At 70.2% G+C, this 21,024-nt stretch carries 22 protein-coding genes; 12 read left to right on the top strand and 10 right to left on the bottom strand.

Features of this window, described 5'->3' with window-relative positions; all coding sequences use genetic code 11:
* Nucleotides 1-15: 15 nt before the first annotated feature.
* Nucleotides 16-1,524, bottom strand: a complete 1,509-nt coding sequence (malQ, locus tag V3W47_RS05205; protein ID WP_331824120.1) for a 4-alpha-glucanotransferase — start codon at nucleotides 1,522-1,524, stop codon at nucleotides 16-18.
* A gap of 286 nt (nucleotides 1,525-1,810) precedes the next feature.
* On the bottom strand, nucleotides 1,811-2,281 hold the full coding sequence (greA, locus tag V3W47_RS05200; RefSeq protein ID WP_331824119.1) for a transcription elongation factor GreA: 471 nt from the start codon (nucleotides 2,279-2,281) through the stop codon (nucleotides 1,811-1,813).
* A gap of 335 nt (nucleotides 2,282-2,616) precedes the next feature.
* On the opposite strand from greA, the gene V3W47_RS05195 reads away from it, so the two are divergent.
* The 3 genes from V3W47_RS05195 to V3W47_RS05185 all read left to right on the top strand — a co-directional run bounded on the left by V3W47_RS05195 (nucleotide 2,617) and on the right by V3W47_RS05185 (nucleotide 5,575).
* Complete coding sequence (locus V3W47_RS05195; RefSeq protein WP_331824118.1) at nucleotides 2,617-3,249, top strand: HAD family hydrolase; 633 nt, start codon at nucleotides 2,617-2,619, stop codon at nucleotides 3,247-3,249.
* Nucleotides 3,250-3,526: 277 nt separating this feature from the next.
* Nucleotides 3,527-4,849, top strand: coding sequence for an isocitrate lyase (gene aceA, locus V3W47_RS05190; protein ID WP_331824117.1), 1,323 nt, complete (start codon nucleotides 3,527-3,529; stop codon nucleotides 4,847-4,849).
* A 189-nt stretch (nucleotides 4,850-5,038) separates the two neighbouring features.
* Nucleotides 5,039-5,575, top strand: a complete 537-nt coding sequence (locus V3W47_RS05185) for a hypothetical protein (protein ID WP_331824116.1) — start codon at nucleotides 5,039-5,041, stop codon at nucleotides 5,573-5,575.
* Nucleotides 5,576-5,654: 79 nt separating this feature from the next.
* Here the strand turns inward: V3W47_RS05185 and cdd are convergent, their stop codons facing one another.
* The 4 genes from cdd to ybeY all read right to left on the bottom strand — a co-directional run bounded on the left by cdd (nucleotide 5,655) and on the right by ybeY (nucleotide 8,604).
* Nucleotides 5,655-6,095, bottom strand: a complete 441-nt coding sequence (cdd, locus tag V3W47_RS05180; protein ID WP_331824115.1) for a cytidine deaminase — start codon at nucleotides 6,093-6,095, stop codon at nucleotides 5,655-5,657.
* On the bottom strand, nucleotides 6,088-7,434 hold the full coding sequence (locus V3W47_RS05175) for a hemolysin family protein (protein ID WP_331824114.1): 1,347 nt from the start codon (nucleotides 7,432-7,434) through the stop codon (nucleotides 6,088-6,090). The genes cdd and V3W47_RS05175 overlap by 8 nt, the downstream gene beginning before the upstream one ends.
* 302 nt (nucleotides 7,435-7,736) lie before the next feature.
* Nucleotides 7,737-8,126 carry a diacylglycerol kinase gene (locus V3W47_RS05170; protein ID WP_331824113.1) on the bottom strand — a complete coding sequence of 130 codons (390 nt, stop codon included), beginning with the start codon at nucleotides 8,124-8,126 and terminating at the stop codon, nucleotides 7,737-7,739.
* Nucleotides 8,127-8,136: 10 nt separating this feature from the next.
* Nucleotides 8,137-8,604: an rRNA maturation RNase YbeY gene (ybeY, locus tag V3W47_RS05165; RefSeq protein WP_331824112.1), complete on the bottom strand. Its 468-nt coding sequence runs from the start codon at nucleotides 8,602-8,604 to the stop codon at nucleotides 8,137-8,139.
* 53 nt (nucleotides 8,605-8,657) lie between these two features.
* On the opposite strand from ybeY, the gene V3W47_RS05160 reads away from it, so the two are divergent.
* From V3W47_RS05160 to V3W47_RS05150, 3 genes are read left to right on the top strand one after another with little or no spacing between them, the layout of a single operon-like run.
* A complete protein-coding gene (locus V3W47_RS05160; protein WP_331824111.1) occupies nucleotides 8,658-9,020 on the top strand; it encodes a hypothetical protein in 363 nt (120 codons plus the stop codon).
* Nucleotides 9,021-9,058: 38 nt separating this feature from the next.
* Nucleotides 9,059-10,264, top strand: coding sequence for a cysteine desulfurase-like protein (locus tag V3W47_RS05155; RefSeq protein WP_331824110.1), 1,206 nt, complete (start codon nucleotides 9,059-9,061; stop codon nucleotides 10,262-10,264).
* 41 nt (nucleotides 10,265-10,305) lie between these two features.
* Nucleotides 10,306-10,731 (top strand): DUF4262 domain-containing protein, encoded by a 426-nt coding sequence (locus tag V3W47_RS05150; RefSeq protein WP_331824109.1) that lies wholly within the window; start codon nucleotides 10,306-10,308, stop codon nucleotides 10,729-10,731.
* Between the two features lie 42 nt (nucleotides 10,732-10,773).
* Here V3W47_RS05150 and V3W47_RS05145 read toward each other — a convergent pair whose 3' ends face one another.
* The gene (locus V3W47_RS05145) at nucleotides 10,774-11,682 is read right to left on the bottom strand and encodes a transglutaminase-like domain-containing protein (protein ID WP_331824108.1); all 909 of its coding nucleotides are present in this window, start codon (nucleotides 11,680-11,682) and stop codon (nucleotides 10,774-10,776) included.
* 110 nt (nucleotides 11,683-11,792) lie between these two features.
* On the opposite strand from V3W47_RS05145, the gene V3W47_RS05140 reads away from it, so the two are divergent.
* Nucleotides 11,793-13,835: a thioredoxin domain-containing protein gene (locus tag V3W47_RS05140; protein WP_331824107.1), complete on the top strand. Its 2,043-nt coding sequence runs from the start codon at nucleotides 11,793-11,795 to the stop codon at nucleotides 13,833-13,835.
* 470 nt (nucleotides 13,836-14,305) lie between these two features.
* Here V3W47_RS05140 and rpiA read toward each other — a convergent pair whose 3' ends face one another.
* Together rpiA and prxQ are read right to left on the bottom strand one after the other, a co-directional pair.
* The gene (gene rpiA, locus V3W47_RS05135; protein ID WP_331824106.1) at nucleotides 14,306-14,992 is read right to left on the bottom strand and encodes a ribose 5-phosphate isomerase A; all 687 of its coding nucleotides are present in this window, start codon (nucleotides 14,990-14,992) and stop codon (nucleotides 14,306-14,308) included.
* Complete coding sequence (gene prxQ / locus V3W47_RS05130) at nucleotides 14,985-15,479, bottom strand: thioredoxin-dependent peroxiredoxin PrxQ (protein WP_331824105.1); 495 nt, start codon at nucleotides 15,477-15,479, stop codon at nucleotides 14,985-14,987. The genes rpiA and prxQ overlap by 8 nt, the downstream gene beginning before the upstream one ends.
* A gap of 80 nt (nucleotides 15,480-15,559) precedes the next feature.
* Here prxQ and deoC point away from each other — a divergent pair, with 80 nt between their 5' ends.
* The 5 genes from deoC (at nucleotide 15,560) to V3W47_RS05105 (ending at nucleotide 20,317) form a co-directional block, all read left to right on the top strand.
* On the top strand, nucleotides 15,560-16,222 hold the full coding sequence (deoC, locus tag V3W47_RS05125) for a deoxyribose-phosphate aldolase (protein WP_331824104.1): 663 nt from the start codon (nucleotides 15,560-15,562) through the stop codon (nucleotides 16,220-16,222).
* Nucleotides 16,223-16,229: 7 nt separating this feature from the next.
* Nucleotides 16,230-16,832 (top strand): Maf family nucleotide pyrophosphatase, encoded by a 603-nt coding sequence (locus V3W47_RS05120; protein ID WP_331824217.1) that lies wholly within the window; start codon nucleotides 16,230-16,232, stop codon nucleotides 16,830-16,832.
* 94 nt (nucleotides 16,833-16,926) lie between these two features.
* Nucleotides 16,927-17,709, top strand: coding sequence for a rod shape-determining protein MreC (gene mreC, locus V3W47_RS05115; RefSeq protein WP_331824103.1), 783 nt, complete (start codon nucleotides 16,927-16,929; stop codon nucleotides 17,707-17,709).
* Nucleotides 17,706-18,263, top strand: a complete 558-nt coding sequence (locus tag V3W47_RS05110) for a Rod shape-determining protein MreD (RefSeq protein ID WP_331824102.1) — start codon at nucleotides 17,706-17,708, stop codon at nucleotides 18,261-18,263. Before mreC ends, V3W47_RS05110 begins: the two co-directional genes overlap by 4 nt.
* Nucleotides 18,260-20,317, top strand: a complete 2,058-nt coding sequence (locus V3W47_RS05105) for a peptidoglycan D,D-transpeptidase FtsI family protein (RefSeq protein WP_331824101.1) — start codon at nucleotides 18,260-18,262, stop codon at nucleotides 20,315-20,317. Before V3W47_RS05110 ends, V3W47_RS05105 begins: the two co-directional genes overlap by 4 nt.
* 12 nt (nucleotides 20,318-20,329) lie before the next feature.
* Here the strand turns inward: V3W47_RS05105 and V3W47_RS05100 are convergent, their stop codons facing one another.
* Nucleotides 20,330-20,989 carry a hypothetical protein gene (locus tag V3W47_RS05100; RefSeq protein WP_331824100.1) on the bottom strand — a complete coding sequence of 220 codons (660 nt, stop codon included), beginning with the start codon at nucleotides 20,987-20,989 and terminating at the stop codon, nucleotides 20,330-20,332.
* Nucleotides 20,990-21,024 lie beyond the last annotated feature (35 nt).

The following is a 21,024-nucleotide window of genomic DNA, read 5'->3' as shown; positions in this document are numbered from 1 at the left end:
CCTACAACCCACGACCTACACCCTCCTGTTCGTCCTCTCCGTCAACTCCCGCAGTCGCGCCGCCAACTCGTCCGTGAGGTCGCCCTCGCGGTAGCGCCAGGTCCAGTTGTGGTCGCCCGTGGTGCCGGGGAGGTTCATGCGCTCGTCGCTGCCCCGGTTGAGGAGGTCTTGCAGCGGCACGACGGCGAGGTTGGCGCGGGTGCCGAAGACGAGTTCCGTGAGCTGCCACGCGAACGTCTCCTCGCTGGGGTTGCTGTTCGTGTACACGCGGAAGTTGTGCCGCTCCTGCTCGTCGGCGTTGCGCCACCAGCCGCGCGTGGTGTCGTTGTCGTGGGTGCCGGTGTACACGACCTGATTCTCACGCAGGTTGTGTGGCAGGAAGTCGTTCACGCTGAAGTCGCCGCCCCCGAAGGCGAATTGGAGCACGGCCATGCCCGGCAGCCCGTAGTCGTCGCGCAACCGCTCCACGTCGGGCGTGATGACCCCCAGGTCCTCGGCGATGATGGGCACGTCGCCCAGCGCCCCCCGCACGGCACCCAGCATCTCGTAGCCCAGGGCGGGCACCCAGCGCCCGTGCATGGCGGTCTCGGCGGGAAAGGGAATCTCCCAGTACCCCGCGAAGCCCCGGAAGTGGTCCACCCGGATCACGTCGTAGAGCTTGAGGCTGCCCCGGAAGCGCTCGATCCACCACTTGAAGCCGTCCGCCGCCATCACGTCCCAGCGGTACAGCGGGTTGCCCCAGAGCTGCCCCGTCTCGCTGAAGTAGTCCGGCGGCACCCCCGCCACCACGGTCGGCTGCCCCTGCTCGTCGAAGAAGAACCCCTCGCGGTTGGCCCAGGCGTCGCTGGAGTCCATCGCCACGAAGATGGGAATGTCCCCGATCACCTGCACGCCGCGTTCACGGGCGTACTCGCGCAGCGCCGTCCACTGCCGGAAGAACAGGAACTGGACGAACTTCACGCGCTCGATGGACGGGGCCAGCGACGCCCGCGCGCTCGACAGCGCCTCCGGCTCGCGGTCGCGGGTGCCCGGCTCCCAGGCGTTCCACGGCAGGCCCCCGTGCGCGTCCTTGAGCGCCGAGAAGAGGGCGTAGTCGTCCAGCCACGCGGCCTCTTCCCGACCGAACGCCTCGAACTCGGCCTTCACACTCGCGGAGTCCCTCGAGGCGTAGTGCGCGTAGGCCCGCCCCAGCATCTGATTGCGCCACACATACTGGAGGCCGAAGTCCACCCGGTCCTCGTTGAAGTCGGGAATGGCCGTGAAGTCGCCCTCCTGAAGCAGCCCCTCCTCCCGCAGCGTGGTGAGGTCGATCAGGTACGGGTTGCCCGCGAAGGCGCTGAACGCCTGATAGGGGCTGTCGCCGTAGCCGGTGGGGCCGAGGGGCATGACCTGCCAGTAACGTTGCCCCGCCGCCGCGAGCCAGTCCACGAACTGCCTGGCCCGCTCGCCCAGCTCCCCGATGCCGTAGGGGCCGGGCAGGCTGGTGGGATGGAGCAACACGCCGCTGGAGCGTGGAATCGTCATGGGTCGGGACCTCCGTGGGGTGAGAGCGTGGCTGGATGAATGCGGGTTGGAAGTGATTCCAGAAGAGCGCCCGTATTGTACCCATCCTCACTTGGCGGGCGGCTTGACTTGTCCGGTAAGGGGTATGGCAAGTCGAGATGTAAGCCGCCCATCCCTTTTGGAGATAGGCGGCTGCTATGGCAAAAAAGAGGAGAGGCGGCTCCTCCCCCGCCCACTCTCCCTGCCTTCATCGTCGCGCTTCTACAAGTTCCGTTAAGCCCCTGCCTGGCCCCGCGAGCTTCCCGCCTCAGTCGTAGGTGACTTCCAGCACCTCGAACCTCGCCGTCCCCTTCGGCAGCGGCACGGTCACGGTCTGCCCGGCCCGCTTGCCGCTTAGCGCCTTGCCGATGGGGCTGGCGTCGCTGATGCGGTTTTTCAGCACGTCCACCTCGTAAGTGCCGACCAGTTCGAACTGGCGCTCGTTGCCCTTCTCGTCGCGCACGCGCACCCGCGCGCCCAGGCCCGCGCCGCCCGCCGCGTCCTCGGCGACGATGACGGCCCGCTCGAGCTGCTCCTCCAGTTCGATGATGCGCGACTCGTTCTCGCTCTGCTGCATCCGCGCCTCGTCGTAGGCGGCACTCTCGCGCAGGTCGCCGTCGGCGATGGCCGCGCCCATGTATTCGCTGATCTGCTCGCGGCGGGTGGTCTTGAGGTGGTTCAGCGTCTCGACGAGCTTGTCGTGGCCGCGCTGCGTCATGGGAATGCGCTGTTTGGTCATGGCGGCCCAGTATAGGGTGTCGGGTGGCGGCTCAGCCTGAAGGACTGGGGGGCCGGGGGGCGGGGAGGATGGGTCCGTTGGGTGTGGCGGTCGAGGCGTCACGCTCAGGGGGAACATCAGCCCTTCCGCGAACGTGGATGCCGGAGAACGGAAGGTCAGGGGCAGAGGGTACCGGGCGCTCGGTGTCGGCGTGCTCCCCTCTGCCCTCCGCCTTCTGCGCCGTTCGCGGGAAGTCCAGGGTTTGCGGAAGCCGGAGTCTCGAAGGCGGGCCGCCGCTTCCCTCCGTCTGAACAGCCGCCCCGCCCCACCTCTCACCCTGCGCCAGAATGCCCGGCATGACCCCCCAGACCCCCCTCACCCCCCGTCACGTCGCCTTCGACTGGGGCGGCGTGTTCACCGTCGGCACTTTCGACGGGCGCTCCACCCAGAACGTCGCCGACCGGAGCGGCGTGCCCGTGGAGCGGGTGCGAGAGAGCTACTTCCGGCACGTCCGGCAACTGGAGGTCGGCGAGTGGACCCTGCCGCAGTTCTGGGTGACGATGCAGGAGGAGACGGGCGTCACCCTGCCCTACGACGAGTTCGAGGCCCTGTACCTCGGCAGCGTCCACGACAACGCGCCCATGTACGCGACCCTGGCCGCCCTGCCCCGCAGCGTCCGCGTCGGCCTGCTGAGCAACAACTACCCCGTCGTCAGCGACCACCTGCGCCGTGATCCGCGCTTCGCCCGCTTCGACGCGCTCGTGTTCAGCAATGAGCTGAGGCAGAAAAAGCCCCACCCCGACGCCTTCTCTGCCCTGCAAGGCGCGATGGGCGTGCCCGCCTCGCAGGTCGCCTTCGTGGACGACGTGCAGGAGAACATCGACGCGGCGCGGGTGGCCGGATTCCACGGCCTGCTCTACCACCACGACCACCACGCCGAGTTCGAGCGCGAGCTGGAGGCGTGGCTGGGGGTGAGCGTCCGGGTGTAGGGGAGGGCGGCCAGCCGCCAGCTTTCAGCGACCAGCAGGACATTCGGGCGTCCCCCTCACGGCGAGGTGGGACGTTTGCTGTTGCCCCCGCCGGTGGTGGACCCGCCGAAGTGGTGTACCGGGACGTGCGGCAAGTCCACCAGTTCAAACGCCGGGCGGGCCGGGCACAATGACGCTATCCAACCCACCGGAGGCGCGTCCGCCAACCTCCCTTCCCCCCGTTCCCTCGCCCAGCCGGGCGGGGGCCGCCCCCCTCACACCCCACAGGAGGACCCTCATGACCCCCCATTCCCAGCAACACGGCCCCCGCACCCACGCCGAGATTCTGGAAAAGACCTGGAAGACCGAGGAGCGCTGGCAGGGCATCCGCCGCACCTACTCCGCCGACGAGGTGGTGCGCCTGCGCGGCAGTCTGCCCATTGAGCACACGCTGGCGCGGCACGGCGCGCAGAAGCTGTGGCGGCTGATGCGGGAGGAACCCTTCGTGAACGCGCTCGGCGCGCTGACGGGCAATCAGGCGATGCAGCAGGTGAAGGCGGGGTTGAGGGCGATCTACCTCTCGGGCTGGCAGGTCGCCGCCGACGCGAACAACGCCGGGCAGATGTACCCCGACCAGAGCCTCTACCCGGCCTCCTCGGTGCCCGACGTGGTGCGGCGCATCAATCAGACCCTGCGCCGCGCCGACCAGATTCAGCACAGCGAGGGCAGGGACGAGATCGACTACTTCGTGCCCATCGTCGCCGACGCGGAGGCGGGCTTCGGCGGGCCGTTGAACGCCTTCGAACTCATGAAGGCGATGATCGAGGCGGGCGCGGCGGGCGTCCACTTCGAGGACCAGCTCGCCTCCGAGAAGAAGTGCGGCCACCTCGGAGGCAAGGTCCTCGTGCCGACCTCCCAGTTCATCCGCACCCTGAACGCGGCCCGCCTCGCCGCCGACGTGTCGGGCGTGCCCACGGTCCTCATCGCCCGCACCGACGCCGACGCCGCTAACCTGCTCACGAGCGACATTGACGAGAACGACCGGCCCTTCTGCACCGGGGAGCGCACCCCGGAAGGCTTCTACCGCGTCCGCCCCGGCATCGAGCAGGCGATCAGCCGCGCGCTGGCCTACGCCCCCTACGCCGACGTGATCTGGTGTGAGACCTCCGTGCCCAACCTGGAGGACGCGCGCAGGTTTGCCGAGGCGGTCCACGCGAAGTTCCCCAGCAAGCTGCTCGCCTACAACTGCTCGCCGTCCTTCAACTGGCGCAAGAATCTGGACGACGCGACCATCGCGCGCTTTCAGGTCGAACTTGGAAGGATGGGGTACAAGTTCCAGTTCATCACGCTGGCGGGCTTCCACTCGCTGAACATGGGGATGTTCGACCTCGCGCACGGCTACGCGCGGCGGCAGATGAGCGCCTTCGTGGAGTTGCAGGAGCGCGAGTTCGCCGCGCAGGAGCGGGGCTTCACCGCCGTCAAGCACCAGCGCGAGGTGGGCACCGGGTACTTCGACCTCGTGGCGCAGGCGGCGGGCGGCGGCCAGAGCAGCACGACGGCGCTGGCCGGGAGCACGGAGGCGCAGCAGTTCGGCAAGGAACTCGCGGGGGCGCACGACTGAGGCAGGGGTCCATAGCTTGACGGTCGGGGGGAGAGCCGGAGCGGTTCTCCTCCCAGCCTTTTGAGGGACGAAAGAGGTGAGGTGGGAGGCGTAGGCTGGAGCATGTTGGTGCTCACAGCCGACGCCCCCTTGCCTCCCGTCCCGTCCCTGATCCGACAGGTAGACGTTGCCTTTCCCGGAGGTCGGATCGTGCGCGTCGAGGGTCCGGTGCCTATGGCGGACTTCCCGGCCAACCCTATCCAGACCCTCCTTTTCCCACGTGGGGACGCGGCGGCAGTGCGCTTCTGCTGGGATATTCCTAAGTACGACTCGTGCCAGATGCGGCTGGCACGACCAGACGGGACGGTGCAGGTGCTGAAAAACAGCAACGTGAGGCAGCTCCTCTGGACTCGGGACGGGAAGTACCTGATCGGCGCTGGAGTCAACACGGTGCGACTGTGGAACTTGGTGGGCGGGGCGCGGACGGCGGTGCCTCAGACTCCGGTAGACGAACCCAACCGCGTGACGCGGACCCGCACGATCACCGGCCTCCAACTTCACGGAAACGGTCTGTGCGTGAAGCTGCTGGCCGATGTATTCAGGAAGTCGGGTGGCCTCGCCCTTGCCCAGCGAAGCACCACGGTCCACTACGCTCTTCCCTCGCTGCGGCCCGTCGAGAGCGTGACTCTTCCTGCCCGCTCGGACGCCACTGCCCCATGCACCATGCCGCACGCAGAACCCGGCTGAACTGTCAGCGGTGACGGAAAGTGGGAAGCGGTCCGGCCTCCATGGCCCCCTACTTCCCACAATCCACTCGCCTCGCCCTCTACTTCGTCCCCACCCCGTGCCCGTCGTCCCGCTGCTCCAGCCGGAAGCCGTGGGGCAGGAAGTCGCGGACGAGGCCGCTCACCACCTCGCCGTGATGGTTGACGCACACGACGCGGGCCTCCGGGCTGAACTCGAAGAGAATCTGGCGGCACCCCCCGCACGGGCTGGCGGGCGGCGTGGCCTCCGAGTACACCACGAGGTCGGTGAACTTCCGCGCCCCCGCCGTCGCCATCGCCTGCACGGCGGACTGCTCGGCGCAGCGGCCCAGGCCGTACGAGGCGTTCTCCACGTTCGCCCCGAGAAAGACCCGTCCATCCGGCGTTCGCAGCGCCGCGCCGACGCGAAACCTGCTGTAGGGCACATAAGCCTGCTTGAAGGCCGCCTTCGCCCCCTCCAGCAGTTGGGGGTCCGGCACCGGAGGGTTCCCGTTCTCACTCACGCGCCTGCTCCTCGGAGACGGCGGGTTCGAGGGCGTCCACGTAGGGTGCCCGCTCGACCCGCACCCGTACCACCCGGCGCTGATCGGCCTCCTCGACGGTGAAGGCCCAGCCCTCGTGGACGAAGTTCTGGCCGACCTCGGGAATGTCCCCGAAGTGGTTCGTCATGAAGCCCGACAGCGTGTCGTACTCGCCGTCGCCGTCCTCCAGGTTGCTGCCCAGGCGCTCCTCGACCTCGCCCACCGTCAGGCTCGCGTTCATCAGGTACACGCCCTCGGACAGCACCTCCACGAGCGGCACCTCGTCGTCGTCGGTCTCGTCGTAGATTTCGCCGACGATCTCTTCCAGCGCGTCCTCCAGCGTCACCAGTCCCGAGGTGCCGCCGAACTCGTCCACCACGATACTCAGGTGCGACTTCTTCTCGCGCATCTTGGCGAGGAGGTCGTTGATCTTCATGCCCTCCGGGACGAAGAAGACGGGCCGCATCACGTCCGCGATGGTGGTCGTGTCGAGCGCGTCGAGGTGCCGCAGCATGTCCGAGGTGTGCGCGATGCCCACGATGTTGTCGGCGGTGTCCTGATACACGGGCACGCGCGAGTAGCCGTGTTCGGTGTTCAGCTCCAGCAGCCGCCGCAGCGGGCTGGCCCCGTCCACGAGCACCATCTCGATGCGCGGCGTCATGATCTCGCGCACCGTCGTGTCCGACAGGTCGAAGACGTTGTAGACGAGTTCCTTCTCGTCGTCCTCCAGCACGCCCTCCTGGCTGGACGCGGAGACGATCATGCGAATTTCCTCCTCCGAGTAGGCGGTGTGGTGCCCGGCCACGCCCCGCAGTCCGAAGAGGCGCACCACGCCGTTGCCCATCGCGTTTAGCCCCCGGATGGCCCACTTGAAGACCGCCGTGAAGATCAGCAGGGGCCGCGTCACCCACAGCGACACCTGCTCGCTGCGCTGCAAGGCCCAGCTCTTGGGCGCGAGTTCCCCGAAGACGATGTGCAGCACGGTGCTCACCGCGAAGGCGACGCCGAACGCGATGGCCGTGATCTGCCCCTCGCTGAGCGTGGTCCCCCCCAGCAGCGGCTCGATCAGGTGCTCGATGGCAGGTTCGGCCACAAAGCCGATGCCCAGGGACGCCATCGTGATGCCGAGCTGGGTCGCGGCGATGTACAGGTCCAGATTTTGCAGGGCGCGCTGGGTCGCCCGCGCCGTCTTGTTGCCCTCCTCGGCGAGCTGGTCGATTCGGGTGCGGCGCACGCTCACGAGCGCGAACTCCGCCGCGACGAAAAACCCGTTGACGAGCACGAGGACGAACAGGGCGACGATCCCTAAAAGGTCATTCATGAATGGGCGCGCTCCATCGCGCCCCGGCGTTCCGCGCGGCACAAGCTGCCCGCCTCTCGCCCCGCCGCTGTGGGCCGGGAGAAGGCGTCGGTCGCCGGTAGGGGGGCCACAGCAAAAACGCCGCCCGCAGGCGGAGTTCACCGGGCGTCAAACCAGAGCCAGAACTGGGAGGCTCCATAGACAGGAGAGTTTAGCACATCTCGGGCGGAGTGGCGATGTGCATGCCGCCTCATCCTGTGGCGGAGCCGAGAGGAGGGGCGAAGAGTCTCTTCCTGGCTTCGAGACTCAAACTCATCCGTCCTTCAAGCTATCCACCGCCCAACCCACGCGAGCAGCGGCGGCCCCAGCACCACCGCGCCGACGAGCAGCGCCCCCACGCTCGCCACGAGAACCGCGCCCGCCGCCGCGTCCTTCGCCACTTTGGCGAGCGGGTGAAGCTCCGGGCTGGCGAGGTCCACGACCGCCTCCAGCGCCGTGTTGAGGAGTTCGAGGCTCAGCACGAGCGTGCAGCAGAGGAGGATGGGAGAGAGGGGGACGCGCAGGAGGAAGGCGAGCGCGACTGCGACGACGCCCGCCCAGACCTCGATGCGGAAGTTGGCCTGCACCCGGTAGCTGTAGACGAATCCGGCCCACGCAAAGCCCGCCGAGCGCCACCAGCGCCGCAGCGAGAGGGCCGACCCCTCCGACCTCACCGACCCGGCCTCACGTTTCCTGGGGCAGAGCCGCCCGCGCGGCGTTCCAGGCGTCGTGGAAGACCTGCCACTCCTCCCCGGTCGCGCCCTCCTCGAAGCCCAGGCCCTCCGCGTGGGGGTGGTCGTGCCCGACGAGGTGGGTCAGGCCGTGGCTGGCGAGGAGGGCGACCTCGCGCGTCAGCGAGTGCCTGCGCGCCTCTGCCTGCCGCGCCGCCGTGTCCAGGCTGATGATGATGTCGCCCAGATGCGGCGGCATGAAGGGGTCGCCCGGCTCCCAGGTCGGGAAGCTGAGCACGTCCGTCGCCGCGTCCTCGCCCCAGTGCTCGCGCTTCAGGGCGCGGATGGCCCGGTCGCCCACGAGCACGACCGTCACCTCCCGGTCCTCGACCCCGAAATGCCGCATCGCCGCCGCCAGCGCCGCGCGCAGGGCGGGCCGCAGTCCGGCGGGGGAAGCTTTGCGGGCGATGAGGTCGATCACGGGGAAGAGAGTAATGCACGGGGGCGGGTGCCGGGCGCAGACTCGGCGCACCGATGCCCCCTTCCCGCCGTCTTGCGCTTGGCCTGCTCCTGCTGGTTCTCACCTCCTGCGAGAACCGGTCAGCCACACTCCGGCACAAAGGGAACCGCCTGCTGACGGCGGCGGATGTGGTGGGCTTCTGTCAGGCCACGGCGGAACTCGCCGTGCAGAAGGTGAACAAGCGGTCCGGTCCTCAAATGCAAAACGAGGTCTTGACCAGACCCACGCGCCTTCCCGGACGTTGGAAACTGGAGGCACGGATGGTCAGCTCACAGGAGGGCACCGTGCGAACCAGCGACCCATACTCCTGCGTCGTGACAGGCGAGACGGTTCGCACGGCCAACGCCAGCGTCTCCCTGAAGAACTTCTCCTGGTGATTTCGATGACCCCGAGTTCCTGTCTCTAGACTGCTGCTATGACCCTGACCTCGCTCCCCCTCGAAGCCATCCGGGCACAGTTCCCGCCCCTCGCCTCGGGCCGCGCGTACCTCGACAACGCGGCGGGCGGCCTGCTGCCCACGCGGTCCATCGCGGCGATCACGGACCACCTGACCCGCTACGGCGCGACGAACGCCATGCCGGGGCACGCGCCGGGGCGGGAGGTGCTGGCCCTCAAGCACCGGGCGCGGGAGGGAACGGCCCTCTTCCTGAACGCGACTCCCGAGGATGTGGCGCTGGGGCCGAGCGCGACCGCCCTCGCCTTCCGGCTGGCAGGGGCCTTCGCGCGGCTGTGGGGGCCGGGCGACGAGGTGATCGTCAGCGGGCTGGAGCACGAGGCGAACGCGAGTCCGTGGCGCGAGCTGGAGCGGGTGGGCGTGACCGTGCGGGTGTGGCACGCGCGGCAGCCCGAGATGCGGCTTCACCCGGACGACCTCGCCGCGCTGCTCTCGCCCCGCACGCGGCTCGTGTCGGTCACGGCGGCGAGCAACGTCCTCGGCGTGACGGTGGACGTGCCCGCCGTGGCGGCGCAGGTGCGGGCGGCGGGCGCGTGGACGGTCGTGGACGCGGTGCATGCGGCGGCCCACCGCCTCCCCGACGTGCGGGCATGGGGGGCTGACTTCGTGACCTTCAGCCCCTACAAGGTGTGGGGGCCGCACCTGGGGGCGCTGTGGGTGAACCCGGAGCTGCGCGAGCACTTGCCCTGGCCGCGCCTGAGCTTCGTGCCGGAGGGGGACATTACCGGGCTGGAGCACGGCACGCCCCAGTTCGAACTCCTCGCCGGGTGGCTCGGCACGCTGGACTACCTGCGCGACCTCGGCGGGGGCGAGACGCTGAACCGCGCGGCGCTGGAGACGGCCTTCGCCCACATTGCGGAGTTGGAACGGCCTGTAGCGGGGCGGCTGCTCGAAGGCTTGCTGGAGACGCCGGGCGTCACGGTGTACGGTCCCCCGACGACGGAGGGCCGGGTCGGCACCGTCGCCTTCCGGGTTGATGGCGAAACGCCGGAGGCCACCGCCGACCGCCTCACGCGCCGGGGGGTGGATGCGGGGGCGGGGCACTTCTACGCTGTGCAGCCCCTCACGGACCTCGGCCTGTACCCGGAGGGCGTGGTGCGGGCGAGCATCGGGCACTACACGACGTTGGAGGATGTGGAGCGGCTGTTGGCGGGCCTGCGAGGGTGACTTTCCGCTTTCCCGCTCCCGAAGATGCCGCCGATAGGAAGATGCTGGACGACATCCGCCGCCACGGCTGGCACGTGATCAAGGTGCCTGCCGACGAGGAGGGGCCGGGTTTCGCCTTCACGCTGGGCCTGTACGCCCGCTTCGATCACCCGGAGGTCATCATCTTCGGCCTCGACCTCGACCTGATGCAGCAAATTTTGAACGGCATCGGGGACGACGTGAAGGCGGGTGAGCGGCGCTACGCCGCCGGGCGGCAGGAGTCGGGTGTGCTGGAAGGTTACGACTGCGCCTTCGTGGAGGTCGCCGCACCACACTTCCGGGATTACCTGGGCACCGCCGTCTGGCTCTACCGCCGCCAGCCCTTCCCGGCCCTCCAGTGTGTATGGCTTGACAGGGCGGGTGCCTTCCCGTGGGAGGACCGCCTCGACGCCCGCTTTCTGCCCCTGCAACCCCTCCTCGACCGCTGACTCCTCGACCTCCCGACCCCTGACGGCCTGCCTGCCGCCCCCTCAGTCCACGCGCGGCGACGGCTCGTCGTCCAGCGTCTCGCCGGGACGCGCCTCGTCGGCCCACACCTTCATGTGGGTGAGGCGGGCGTTGCCGAAAGCGGTGGTAAAGGCCACGTCCGAGGCGTCGCGTCCCTGCGCGATGAGCACGCGGCCAATGCGCGGGACGTTGTGCCGGGCGTCGAAGGTGCGCCACTCGCCGTCGAGGAAGGCCTCGAACCACGCGTGGAAGTCCATCGGCACGCCACCCGAGTCGAAGTCGATGTCGGGGAGGTAGCCGCACACGTAGCGGGCGGGGATGTTCAGCGCCCGGCAGAAGGCCACGCCCATGTGGGCGAAGTCGCGGCACACCGCGCGCTTGCTGTCGAACGCCTGCTTGGCCGTGGTCGTGGAGTTGCTGCCGTAGCCGTACACGCACTCGTCTTGCAGGAAGTCCGACACCGCCTGCACCTGCGCCCAGCCGCCCTGGATATGCCCGAACCGCTCCCACGCCTCGTTGCTGATCAGGTCGCTGTCCACGTAACGGCTCGGCAGAAGGTAGGTGATCGTCTCGTCGGGCAGTTCCTCCACCAGATGCTTGCGGAGGTTCGGCAGCACCGGGTCGGCGTGGCCCGTCACCTCCGCGAGCAGGTCGTGGCCGAGGACGAACTCTCCCGGCTGGGCGAGGACACGCCAGATCAGGTTGCCGTGGGTGTCGGTGTAGGTGTGGATGCCCTCGGCGGCCCCCAGCATCCGCTGGTCCACGAGGCGCTGGCGGGTGCCGGTGGCCCCGAGGCGTTCCTGGGGCTGCACCACGAACAGCATGGGCGTGGGATATTGCACGTCGAACGTCAGGGAAAAGCCCGCACGAATGCGAATCGGCTGCTCGATGGGGAGGGTGGCAGGTTCGGTCTGTGCGTCGAGCTGGGCCATACAGGTACAGTTTGCCGTGCCGGAGGCGGGAAGCGGATGTGTGGTCTATTCCGCGTCCCCTTGAGACCTCCGCGCCAGACACTCACACCGGGGGCCGCTACCCTGCCCCCATGAACCGCCTCGCCCAGGAGTCCAGCCCCTATCTCCTCCAACACGCCGAGAATCCGGTCGATTGGTGGCCGTGGGGGGAGGAAGCCTTCGCCGAGGCGCGGCGGCGGGACGTGCCCGTGCTGCTCTCGGTCGGCTACTCGACCTGCCACTGGTGCCACGTCATGGCCCACGAGAGCTTCGAGGACGCTCAGACGGCGGCAGTCATGAACGCGCACTTCGTCAACGTCAAGGTGGACCGCGAGGAGCGGCCCGACGTGGACGGCGTGTATATGGCGGCGACACAGGCCCTCACCGGGCAGGGCGGCTGGCCGATGACGGTCTTCCTCACGCCGGACGGCGAACCCTTCTACGCGGGCACGTACTTCCCGCCTGTGGACCGCTATGGGATGCCGGGCTTTCCGCGTCTCCTCGCCTCCGTCGCCCACACCTGGCAGGAGGGCCGCGAGGGGCTGCTCGGCAACGCGCGGGCGCTGACCGAACACGTCCGCGAGGCGAGCCGTCCGCGCCCGGCCTCGGGGGAGGAAGACCTCCCCGCCGACTTCCTGCGCCGGGGGGTGGAGAACCTGCGCCGCCTCTATGACGGCGACCGGGGCGGCTTTGGCCGCGCGCCCAAGTTCCCCGCGCCGACGACCCTCGACTTCCTCCTCACCCAGCCGGAGGGGCGCGACATGGCCCTCCACACCCTGCGGATGATGGGGCGCGGCGGGCTGTACGACCAGCTCGGCGGCGGCTTCCACCGCTATTCCGTGGACGACCGCTGGCTCGTCCCCCACTTCGAGAAGATGCTCTACGACAACGCGCAGCTCACCCGGACGCTGCTCCGCGCGTGGCAGTACACCGGAGATGAGGGCTTTACCCACCTCGCCCGCGAGACGCTGGCGTATCTGGAGCGCGAGATGCTGTCGCCGGAGGGGGGCTTTTCCTCCGCTCAGGACGCCGATACCGAGGGTGTGGAGGGCCTGACCTTCACCTGGACGCCCGCTGAAATCCGCGAGGTTCTGGGCGACGGGCCGGACGCCGACCTCGTGCTGCGGGTGTACGGCGTGACGGACGCGGGCAACTTCGAGGACCCCCACCGGAGGGACGCGGGGCGGCGAAACGTGCTGCACGTGCCCACCCCCGTCGAGGCGCTGGCCCGCGATCTGGGCGAGCCGGAAGGGGTGCTGACCGCCCGGCTGGACGCCGCCCGCACCCGCCTCCTCGCCGCGCGGCAGGCCCGGCCCCAGCCCGGCACGGATACCAAAGTGCTGACCTCGTGGAACGGGCTGGCCCTCGCCGCCTTCGCCGACGCGGGCCGCATCCTGGGGGAGGGCCGTTACCTCGACCTTGCCCGCCGCAACGCCGAGTTCGTGCGCGAGCGGCTGCGCCTGCCCGACGGCACCCTCCGCCACACCTTCAAGGATGGCGTGGCCCGCGTGGAGGGGTTGCTGGAGGACCACGCCCTGTACGCCCTCGGCCTCGTCGCGCTGTATCAGGCGGGCGGCGACCTCGCGCACCTGCATTGGGCGCGGGAGCTGTGGGAGGTCGTGCGCCGTGACTTCTGGGACGAGGAGGCGGGCCTCTTCCGCTCTACGGGCGGGCGGGCCGAGGCGCTCCTCACCCGGCAGGCGCAGGGCTTCGACTCCGCCGTGCTGAGTGACAACGCCGCCGCCGCGCTCCTCGGCCTCTGGGTGGAGCGGTATTTCGGGGACGAGGAGGCTGGTCGGCTGGCACGCCGAACGGTGCTGACCTACCGGGGAGATATGCTCGCCGCCGTCAGCGGGTTCGGGGGGCTGTGGCAGGCCGCCGCCTTTCTGGAAGCGCCCCATGTGGAGGTCGCGCTCATCGGCACGCGTGAGGAGAGAGCGCCGTTGGAGCGGGTTGTGGCGCGGTATCCTCTGCCCTTCGCGGCGCTGGCACCCGCCGAGCGTGGGGAGGGGTTGCCCGTGCTGGAGGGGCGTTCGGGTGGGGGGACGGCCTACGTGTGTGTCGGGCACGCCTGCGACTTGCCGACGCGGGAGGCGGGGGTGTTGGAGGGGCAGCTTCGGCGGTTGGTGGGGTGATGGAGGAGGGGCAGGGCATCTTACGCCGTTTGCCCCCACCTCCCACAGGGGGCAGGGGGAGTGGCGCTGCGCTAGGCAAAGTGCTCGTTGGCTGCGTGGGAGTGCGTGTTCTCTAGCTGGCAAGGTCTGATCTTGTTGCGCCCTATCTGGAAGGCCCACCCAGGAAGCTCCGCGAGCAAGGTGTGGTGGTGGCGTGGGGCGTCGGTTCACGGACAAGGGTTGGGCGTTGAGAGTGACGGTTTTCAGAGCGCAAAAGCTCAAGCGTCTTTTCTCTCTCTGCCCTCGTGGGGGACTCGGAGAGCTGCGAAGCAGAGGCCCAGGGTGAGGGGAGGGGACGTGTGACCCACTCCACCGCCTAACCCTCACAAACAACGCTCCTCTCCCCTCGTGGGGGAGGTTGGGAGGGGGATGGCGAGCAACGCCCGCCCGAAGCTTCACACAAGTCGCAATGATGCTCTTGTGCTCCCTCCTTACCCCCGCCCCACCTCCCGCACCCCCTCCGGCGCGGCCACAAACGCCACCTCCGCCATGCCGAGGAAGAAGCCCGTCTCCACCACGCCCAGGGTGCCCTTGATCTGTCGTTCGAGGGCCGGGGCGTCGAAGGTTTCCGGCAACCGCGCGTCGAAGATGTAGTTGCCGTTGTCGGTCACGTAGGGCTGAGCGCCGGGCTGGCGCAATCGTCCCCCCAGTCCCAGGGCGCGCAGGCGCTCGATGGTGGACAGGAAGCCGAAGCGCGCAATCTCCACGGGCAGCGGTGCCTTTTCGCCCAGGCGGGAGACGAGCTTGGTGTGGTCGGCGATGATGACGAGGCGGCGGGCCTGCACCTCGGTCAACTTCTCGCGCAGGAGCGCCCCGCCGAGGCCCTTGATGAGGTTGAGCGCCGGGTCAATCTCGTCCGCCCCGTCGATGGCGAGGTCGAGGGGTCGGGGGTCGAGGGGCTGCACCGGGATGCCGACCTCGCGGGCCAGCGCCTCCGAGGCGTCGGAGGTCGCCACGCCGACCACGCCGCTGATCTCACCCGCCGCGAGCCGACGCCCGAGTTCCAGAATCGCGTACTTCGCGGTGCTGCCCGTGCCCAGGCCGACCCGCATCCCACTCTCCACCAGCAGGGCGGCGCGGATGGCGGCCTGTTCCTTCAGGGCCTCCAGGTCAGGCACCTCGCGCCTCCCGGTCAGTGTCGATGGCGGCGGCCACCGCGTCGGCGTGGCCCTCGACCTGCACGGTGGGCCAGGCTTTGATGAGGCGACCGTCCGGGTCGATCAGGAAAGTTGTCCGTTTCACGCCCTCCGTCACCTTGCCGAAGCTGTTCTTGGGGCCGAAAGCACCCACCGTCCGCAGGAAGACGGCGTCCGCGTCGGTCAGGAGGGGGAAGGGCAGGCCGTACTTCTCCCCGAAGGCGCGGTGGCTGTCGGCGTCGTCGCGGCTCACACCGAGGATGGCGGCACCGTGGGCCTTGAGCAGCGCGCTGTCGCGGAAGTCGCACGCCTCGCGCGTGCAGCCGGGGGTGTCGTCCTTCGGGTAGGCGTAGAGGACGACGTAGCGGCCCGCGTAGTCGGCGAGGCGGTGGGTGCGGCCCTCCGCGTCGGGCAGGGCGAAGGTGGGGAAGGGGTCGCCGGGCGTGGGCGTCGGGGTGAGGTCGGTCATGTCCCAGAGCGTACCGGAAAGGCCGGGGCGGGGCGGAGTCCCTTTAGAGTTCTTACCTCCAGGCGCGTATTCTGGACGGCGTGAAGCTCGCCCCGTACATCGACCACACGCTCCTGAAGGCGACCGCCACCGCCGCCGACATCCGCCTCCTCTGCGCCGAGGCGCGCGAGCATGGATTCTATGCCGTGTGCATCAATCCGGTCTTCGTGCCCCTCGCCGTGGCCGAGCTGGCGGGGTCTGGCGTGAAGGTGGCGACCGTGTGCGGTTTCCCGCTGGGCGCGGTCCTGAGCGAGCAGAAGGCGGTGGAGGCGCGGCTCAGCGTGGAGGCGGGCGCGGACGAGGTGGATATGGTCATCCACCTCGGCGCGGCGCTGGGGGGCGACTGGGAGGCGGTGGAAGCCGACGTGCGCGCAGTGCGGCGGGCGATTCCGGGGACGGTCCTCAAGGTCATCATCGAGACGTGTTACCTCAACGAGGACCAGAAGCGGGGCGCGACGGGGGCGGCGGTGCGGGGCGGGGCCGACTTCGTGAAGACCTCCACGGGCTTCGGCACGGGCGGGGCGACGGTGGAGGACGTGCGGCTGATGGCCGAAGTGATCGCGGGCCGGGCGCAGATCAAGGCGGCGGGCGGCGTGCGTACCCCCGCCGACGCGGAGGCGATGATCGCGGCGGGCGCGACCCGGCTGGGGACCTCGGGCGGCGTGGCGCTCGTGGCGGGCGAGCGGGCCGGGGCAGGGTACTAGCGTGGCCGTGAGCGTGGTCCTCGCGTCGGGCAGCCCCCGGCGGCGCGAACTCCTGACCCACCTCGGCGTGGCGTTCCGGGTCGTCGTGAGCGGCGCGGACGAGGACAGCCCGGAGACGGACCCGGCGCGACTCGCGGGCGAGCTGTCCAACCTCAAGGCTGGAGCGGTCGCCCAGGAGCATCCAACTTCCGTGGTCATCGCCGCCGATACCGTGGTCGCGGTGGACGGCTCCTTGCTCGGCAAGCCGGAGGGCGAGGCCGAGAACCGCGCCTTCCTGCGGCGGCTCTCCGGGCGGACCCATCAGGTGTATACGGGCGTGACGGTCGTCTCCCCGCGTGGCACGGCGGGCGACGTGGAGCGCACGGACGTGACCTTCCGTGAGTTGACGGACGCTGAGATAGCCCACTACGCCCGCACGGGCGAGGGGCTGGACAAGGCGGGCGGCTACGGCATTCAGGGCGTCGGCATGGCGCTCGTGGCGCGGGTGGACGGCGACTACTCCAACGTGGTCGGCTTCCCGCTCGGGTTGGTCGTCCGGCTCTTGCGTGAGGCGGGCGTGCCCGTCTGGGGCGAGGTTCGGAGTGGGGGAGAGGCGCGCGTATCCCTGTGAGACGGCTCATCTTCCCTCCCACCCCCGCCCGGCAGGAGCCTGACCTCCCCGGCAACTGGCGACTGGCGACTGGCGACCCCTCCCCGGAGTCCCCATGAGAGCCACCCGCCAACTCCTGCTCCTCTACGCCGCGCTCCTCCTCGTGAGCATGGTCGCCACCCGCTTTCAGGTCGTCGCGCCGACCGCGCTGAGCGGGGCGACCGCACCCGTGACGCGCGTGGTTCTCACCGCCACCGACAACGTGCGCCGGGCCTACGTGAACGTGGTGCAGGAACGGAACCTCGCGGGTGAGGTGCGCGACCTGCGCCGCCAGAACGACGCGCTGACCCAGCGCAACGAACTCCTGTCGCGCGAGGTCTCCCGCTTGCGACAGGTCGTGCAGATTCGCGCGACCCAGGCCCCAAACGCGGTGGGGCTGGCGCAGGTCGTGGCGGTGGACCCCAGCCCCCTGCTCGCCCGGCTCACGCTCAACCGGGGGCAGGAGGACGGCGTGCGGGTGCGGATGCCCGTCACGGTGCCCGGCGGGCTGGTCGGGCAGGTCGTCGGCGTCAGCGCCAACCGCGCCACGGTGGTCGGGCTGGTGGACCCCGAGAGCAGCGTCGGCGTCACGCTGGAGGGCAGCCGGGGCGGGCGCGGCCTCGCGGTGGGCTTCCCGCCCGACCGCCTGCGCGCCCAGTTCTCCCGCAGCGTGCCCGTCAAACCCGGCGATGTCCTCGTCACGAGCAGCCTCGGCGGGGTGTATCCGGTGGGCATCCGGGTGGGCACCGTGGAGCGGGTGCTGCCCCTCGGCCCCAACGACGTGAACCGCGCGGTCGTCGTGCGGCCCGCCGTGGACGTGGGCGCGGTGGAAGACGTGACGCTGCTGGAGGGCCTGTGATCCGCTCCGGCGTGGGGGGGCGGTCCGGCCTCGCGGTGGGGGGACCGGGGCGGTGGGTCAGTCCCGTCCTCTACGCGCTGCTGCTCGTCGTGGTGCAGGGGGCGCTCTCCAGGCTGCTCGACGGCTCGCCCGTGCCGCCGCCCAACCTCTTCCTGCTGACGGCGGTGGCGCTCGTGTGGCGCTTCTCCCCGGTCGCCGCGCTGCTGGGGGCCTACGGGGTGGGGCTGGCGCAGGACATCCTCGGCGGCGGCGTTCTGGGCCTCCACGCGGCGGGGGTGGCGGGCGGCGTGCTGCTCGTCCTCACGGTGCGGCGGCTCGTGGCCGGGGCGGGCGCGGTGCAGGCGGTGGTGACGGTCCTGGCGGCGACGGTGGGGCAGTGGCTCGCCTTCCTGTTCCTGACCTACTGGCTGCGCTCTGACCTCGTGACGCTCGATACACTGATCCGCACCGTGCCCCTCGCCTTCCTGACGACGCTGCTCGCCTTCCCCCTGTGGGAGAGGGTCGTGCGCTGGGGTCTGGGGCCGCGCGCCGGGTCGCAGGGGGGGCTGGGATGAGCCGGGCCGGGGACGCGCTGGGCCGCCGCACCCGTCCGCGCCGCCGGGTGGGACGGCGGGCCGCTGCCCCCATCTCGGGTGCCCTCCCCGTCCGCGTGATGGCCGTGGGCTTCAGCCTGGCGCTGGTGGTCCTCGGCGGGCGGCTCTTCCAGCTTCAGGTCACGCGGCATGACCAGTTCGCCGTCCAGTCCGCGAGCAACTTCCAGCGGGACGAGGTGGTGCGCGCCCTGCGCGGGGAGATTTCCACCCGCGACGGTGTGCTCCTCGCCACGAACCGCCTCGCCGTGGACCTCGTGTACACCGGGCGGCGCGACCCGGCGGACCCCGCGCAGGCGATCCCCGCGTGGGACCGGATTCAAGCCCTCGCCGGAGTCAGGCCGGGCGACCTCGTGAACGGGCAGCCCCGCGAACCCGACCCCGAGCGTGAGACGGAGGTGGTCCTCGCCCGCAACGTCCCGCAGGAGCGGCTGGCGGCGCTGTACGAGTACACGGTCCTCGCGCCCGGCCTGGAGCTGCGCGAGCGGGTGGAGCGCGTCTACCCGCAGGGCAAATTGGCCGCGCACCTCCTGGGCTACGTGCTGGAGGCCAACCGCCGTCAGGTCGAGGAGGAGGGCTACGCGGTCGGGGACATGGTGGGCATCTCCGGGCTGGAGTACAGCCAGCAGTCGGTGTTGGCGGGCATGAACGGCCTGCGCCGCCGCGAGGTGACGGCGAACGGGCGGCCCCTCACCGAGCGGATCATCGATCCCGGACGGCAGGGACAGGACCTCGTGCTGACCCTCGACAGCACCCTCCAGCGGGCCGCCGAGGCCGCGCTCCGCGAGGGGCTGGCCGACGTGAACCGGGGCCGCCTCGCGGGCGGGGGCCGACCCGACCCGTACACGCGCGGGGCCGTCATCGCCATCGACCCGCGCACGAACGAGGTGCTGGCGATGGCGAGCAGCCCGACCTTCGACCCCAACTGGTTCTCGCGGGTGCCCGGCCCCGATCCGGTCGCCAAGCAGTGGGCGGTAGACCCCAACCGCAAGGACGCTGCGCTCGACGCCGTGACGAGCAACCGGGTGGTGCAGCCGTACAACCCCGGCAGCGTGTTCAAGCTCACCTCGACCATCGCCTTCGTCGAGAAGTGGGGCAACTTCACCACGAACTGCGCGCCCGTGTACTACTTCGGGCGGGCGGCCTTCCGCAACTGGGCGCGCTACAGCCTCGGCCCGGTGGACGGTCGCAAGGCCATCGCCTTTTCCTGCAACCCGTGGTACTACACCTCGGCGGTCAAGGGCGGCCCCGCCGGGTACTCGCGCCAGCTCAAGGCCCGCGCCACCGAACTCGGCTTCCGCTCGCCCACGGGCCTCGAACTCGTCGGCGAGAAGCTGGGCGACGTGCCCGACATCGACGACTACACCACCCCCGAACATCCGTGGTACGGCGGCTCCGGCCTGAACATGAGCATCGGCCAGGGCGATGTCCTCGTCACGCCCGCGCAGCTCATCTCGGTCATGAGTACCATCGTCAACGATGGGATGAAGCGGCCCCTCACCGTCCTGAAGAGCGTGGGAGGGAAGGCCCAGCCGCGAAAGCCCGCCGTCAGCGTGGTGAGGAACGGCAACACCGACATCTTCAAATTCGTCAAGGAGGGCATGTCCTGGGCGACGAGCATCCCCACGGGCACCGCCCGCCACGAGGTCGGCCCCCTGCTCTTCCCCGTCCGCACGGGCGGCAAGACGGGCACGGCGGAAAACGGCCTCTCGCGCCGCTACAACTACGCCTATACGCACGCCTGGTACGAGGGCTACGGCCCGCTGAACAACCCCAACTTCGCGGTCGTCACCTTCTTCCAGAACGGTGGCGAGGGGTCCGGCCCGGCGCTGAAGGCCGCCAAGAAGATGTTCGCCGCCCGCTGGTGCGTGACGCTGGACGAGCGCGGCAGCGCCCTGCCCCTCGGCGAGCAGCAGCCCTGCACGGGCGAGCTGGAGCGGATGCACGAGGTCTACAAGATCAGGGCCGAGCGGGAGGCGGCGCAGCGGGCGCGGGCGGAGGCCGAGGCCGAGGAGTAGGGCAGAGGTGGCCTATTCCCGTCCCCTCACGCCCACCCACAGCACCCGCACGCCGGGCATCCCCAGGGCGTCCTGCGGCAGATAGAGGTTCCATTCGCCGTGCCGGGGAACGACTTCCGGGAGGCCCACCGCGCGCTGGAGGGCGTTCTGGTACGTCGAGCAGTCCAGCCCGTTCCTGGGGTCGTCCACGACGCCCACCCGGTAGGGCATTCCGTCCAGCCGGGCGGCCTCGGCGCGCAGGGCGGGCAGGTGCTGGGGGCGCACGCCCACGTCGAGGACGATCACCACGTCCCGCGACTCCAGCCGCTCCTGGGGGATGGTCTTCGGCCCGCCGTCGAGCAACCCGCCGCCGACGCCGAGCAGGCCGGGGGCCTCGGTGAGCAATCCCGGCGCGATCTTGCGGGAAACGTGGGTGCAGATGCCCCACGGGCGCAACGGACTCCACCGCGCCCCACACGCGAGGATCAGGCTGCCCTCCGGGGCGCGGGCGACGGCCTCCTTCAACCCCAGGAGGCGACCCTGCGGCACGATCTGATCGGTCAGCAGCCGCGCCGCGCTCACCTCCACGTCCGGCGGCCCCTCCCGGAAGCGCAGCTCGCGCACCCCGCCGGGCGTGCAGGCGCAGAGGGTCAGGCAAAGGAGGAGGGCGGCGAGGGGTCGGGTCTTCATCATCTTCCGACCGGAGAGTAGAGCACGGCCCGGCGGGA

It is taken from the genome of Deinococcus sp. YIM 134068, assembly GCF_036543075.1.
GTDB classification, from domain to species: domain Bacteria; phylum Deinococcota; class Deinococci; order Deinococcales; family Deinococcaceae; genus Deinococcus; species Deinococcus lichenicola.
The sequence above is the reverse complement of the archived record's forward strand: the minus strand, read 5'-3'. Positions and strand labels throughout refer to the sequence as shown.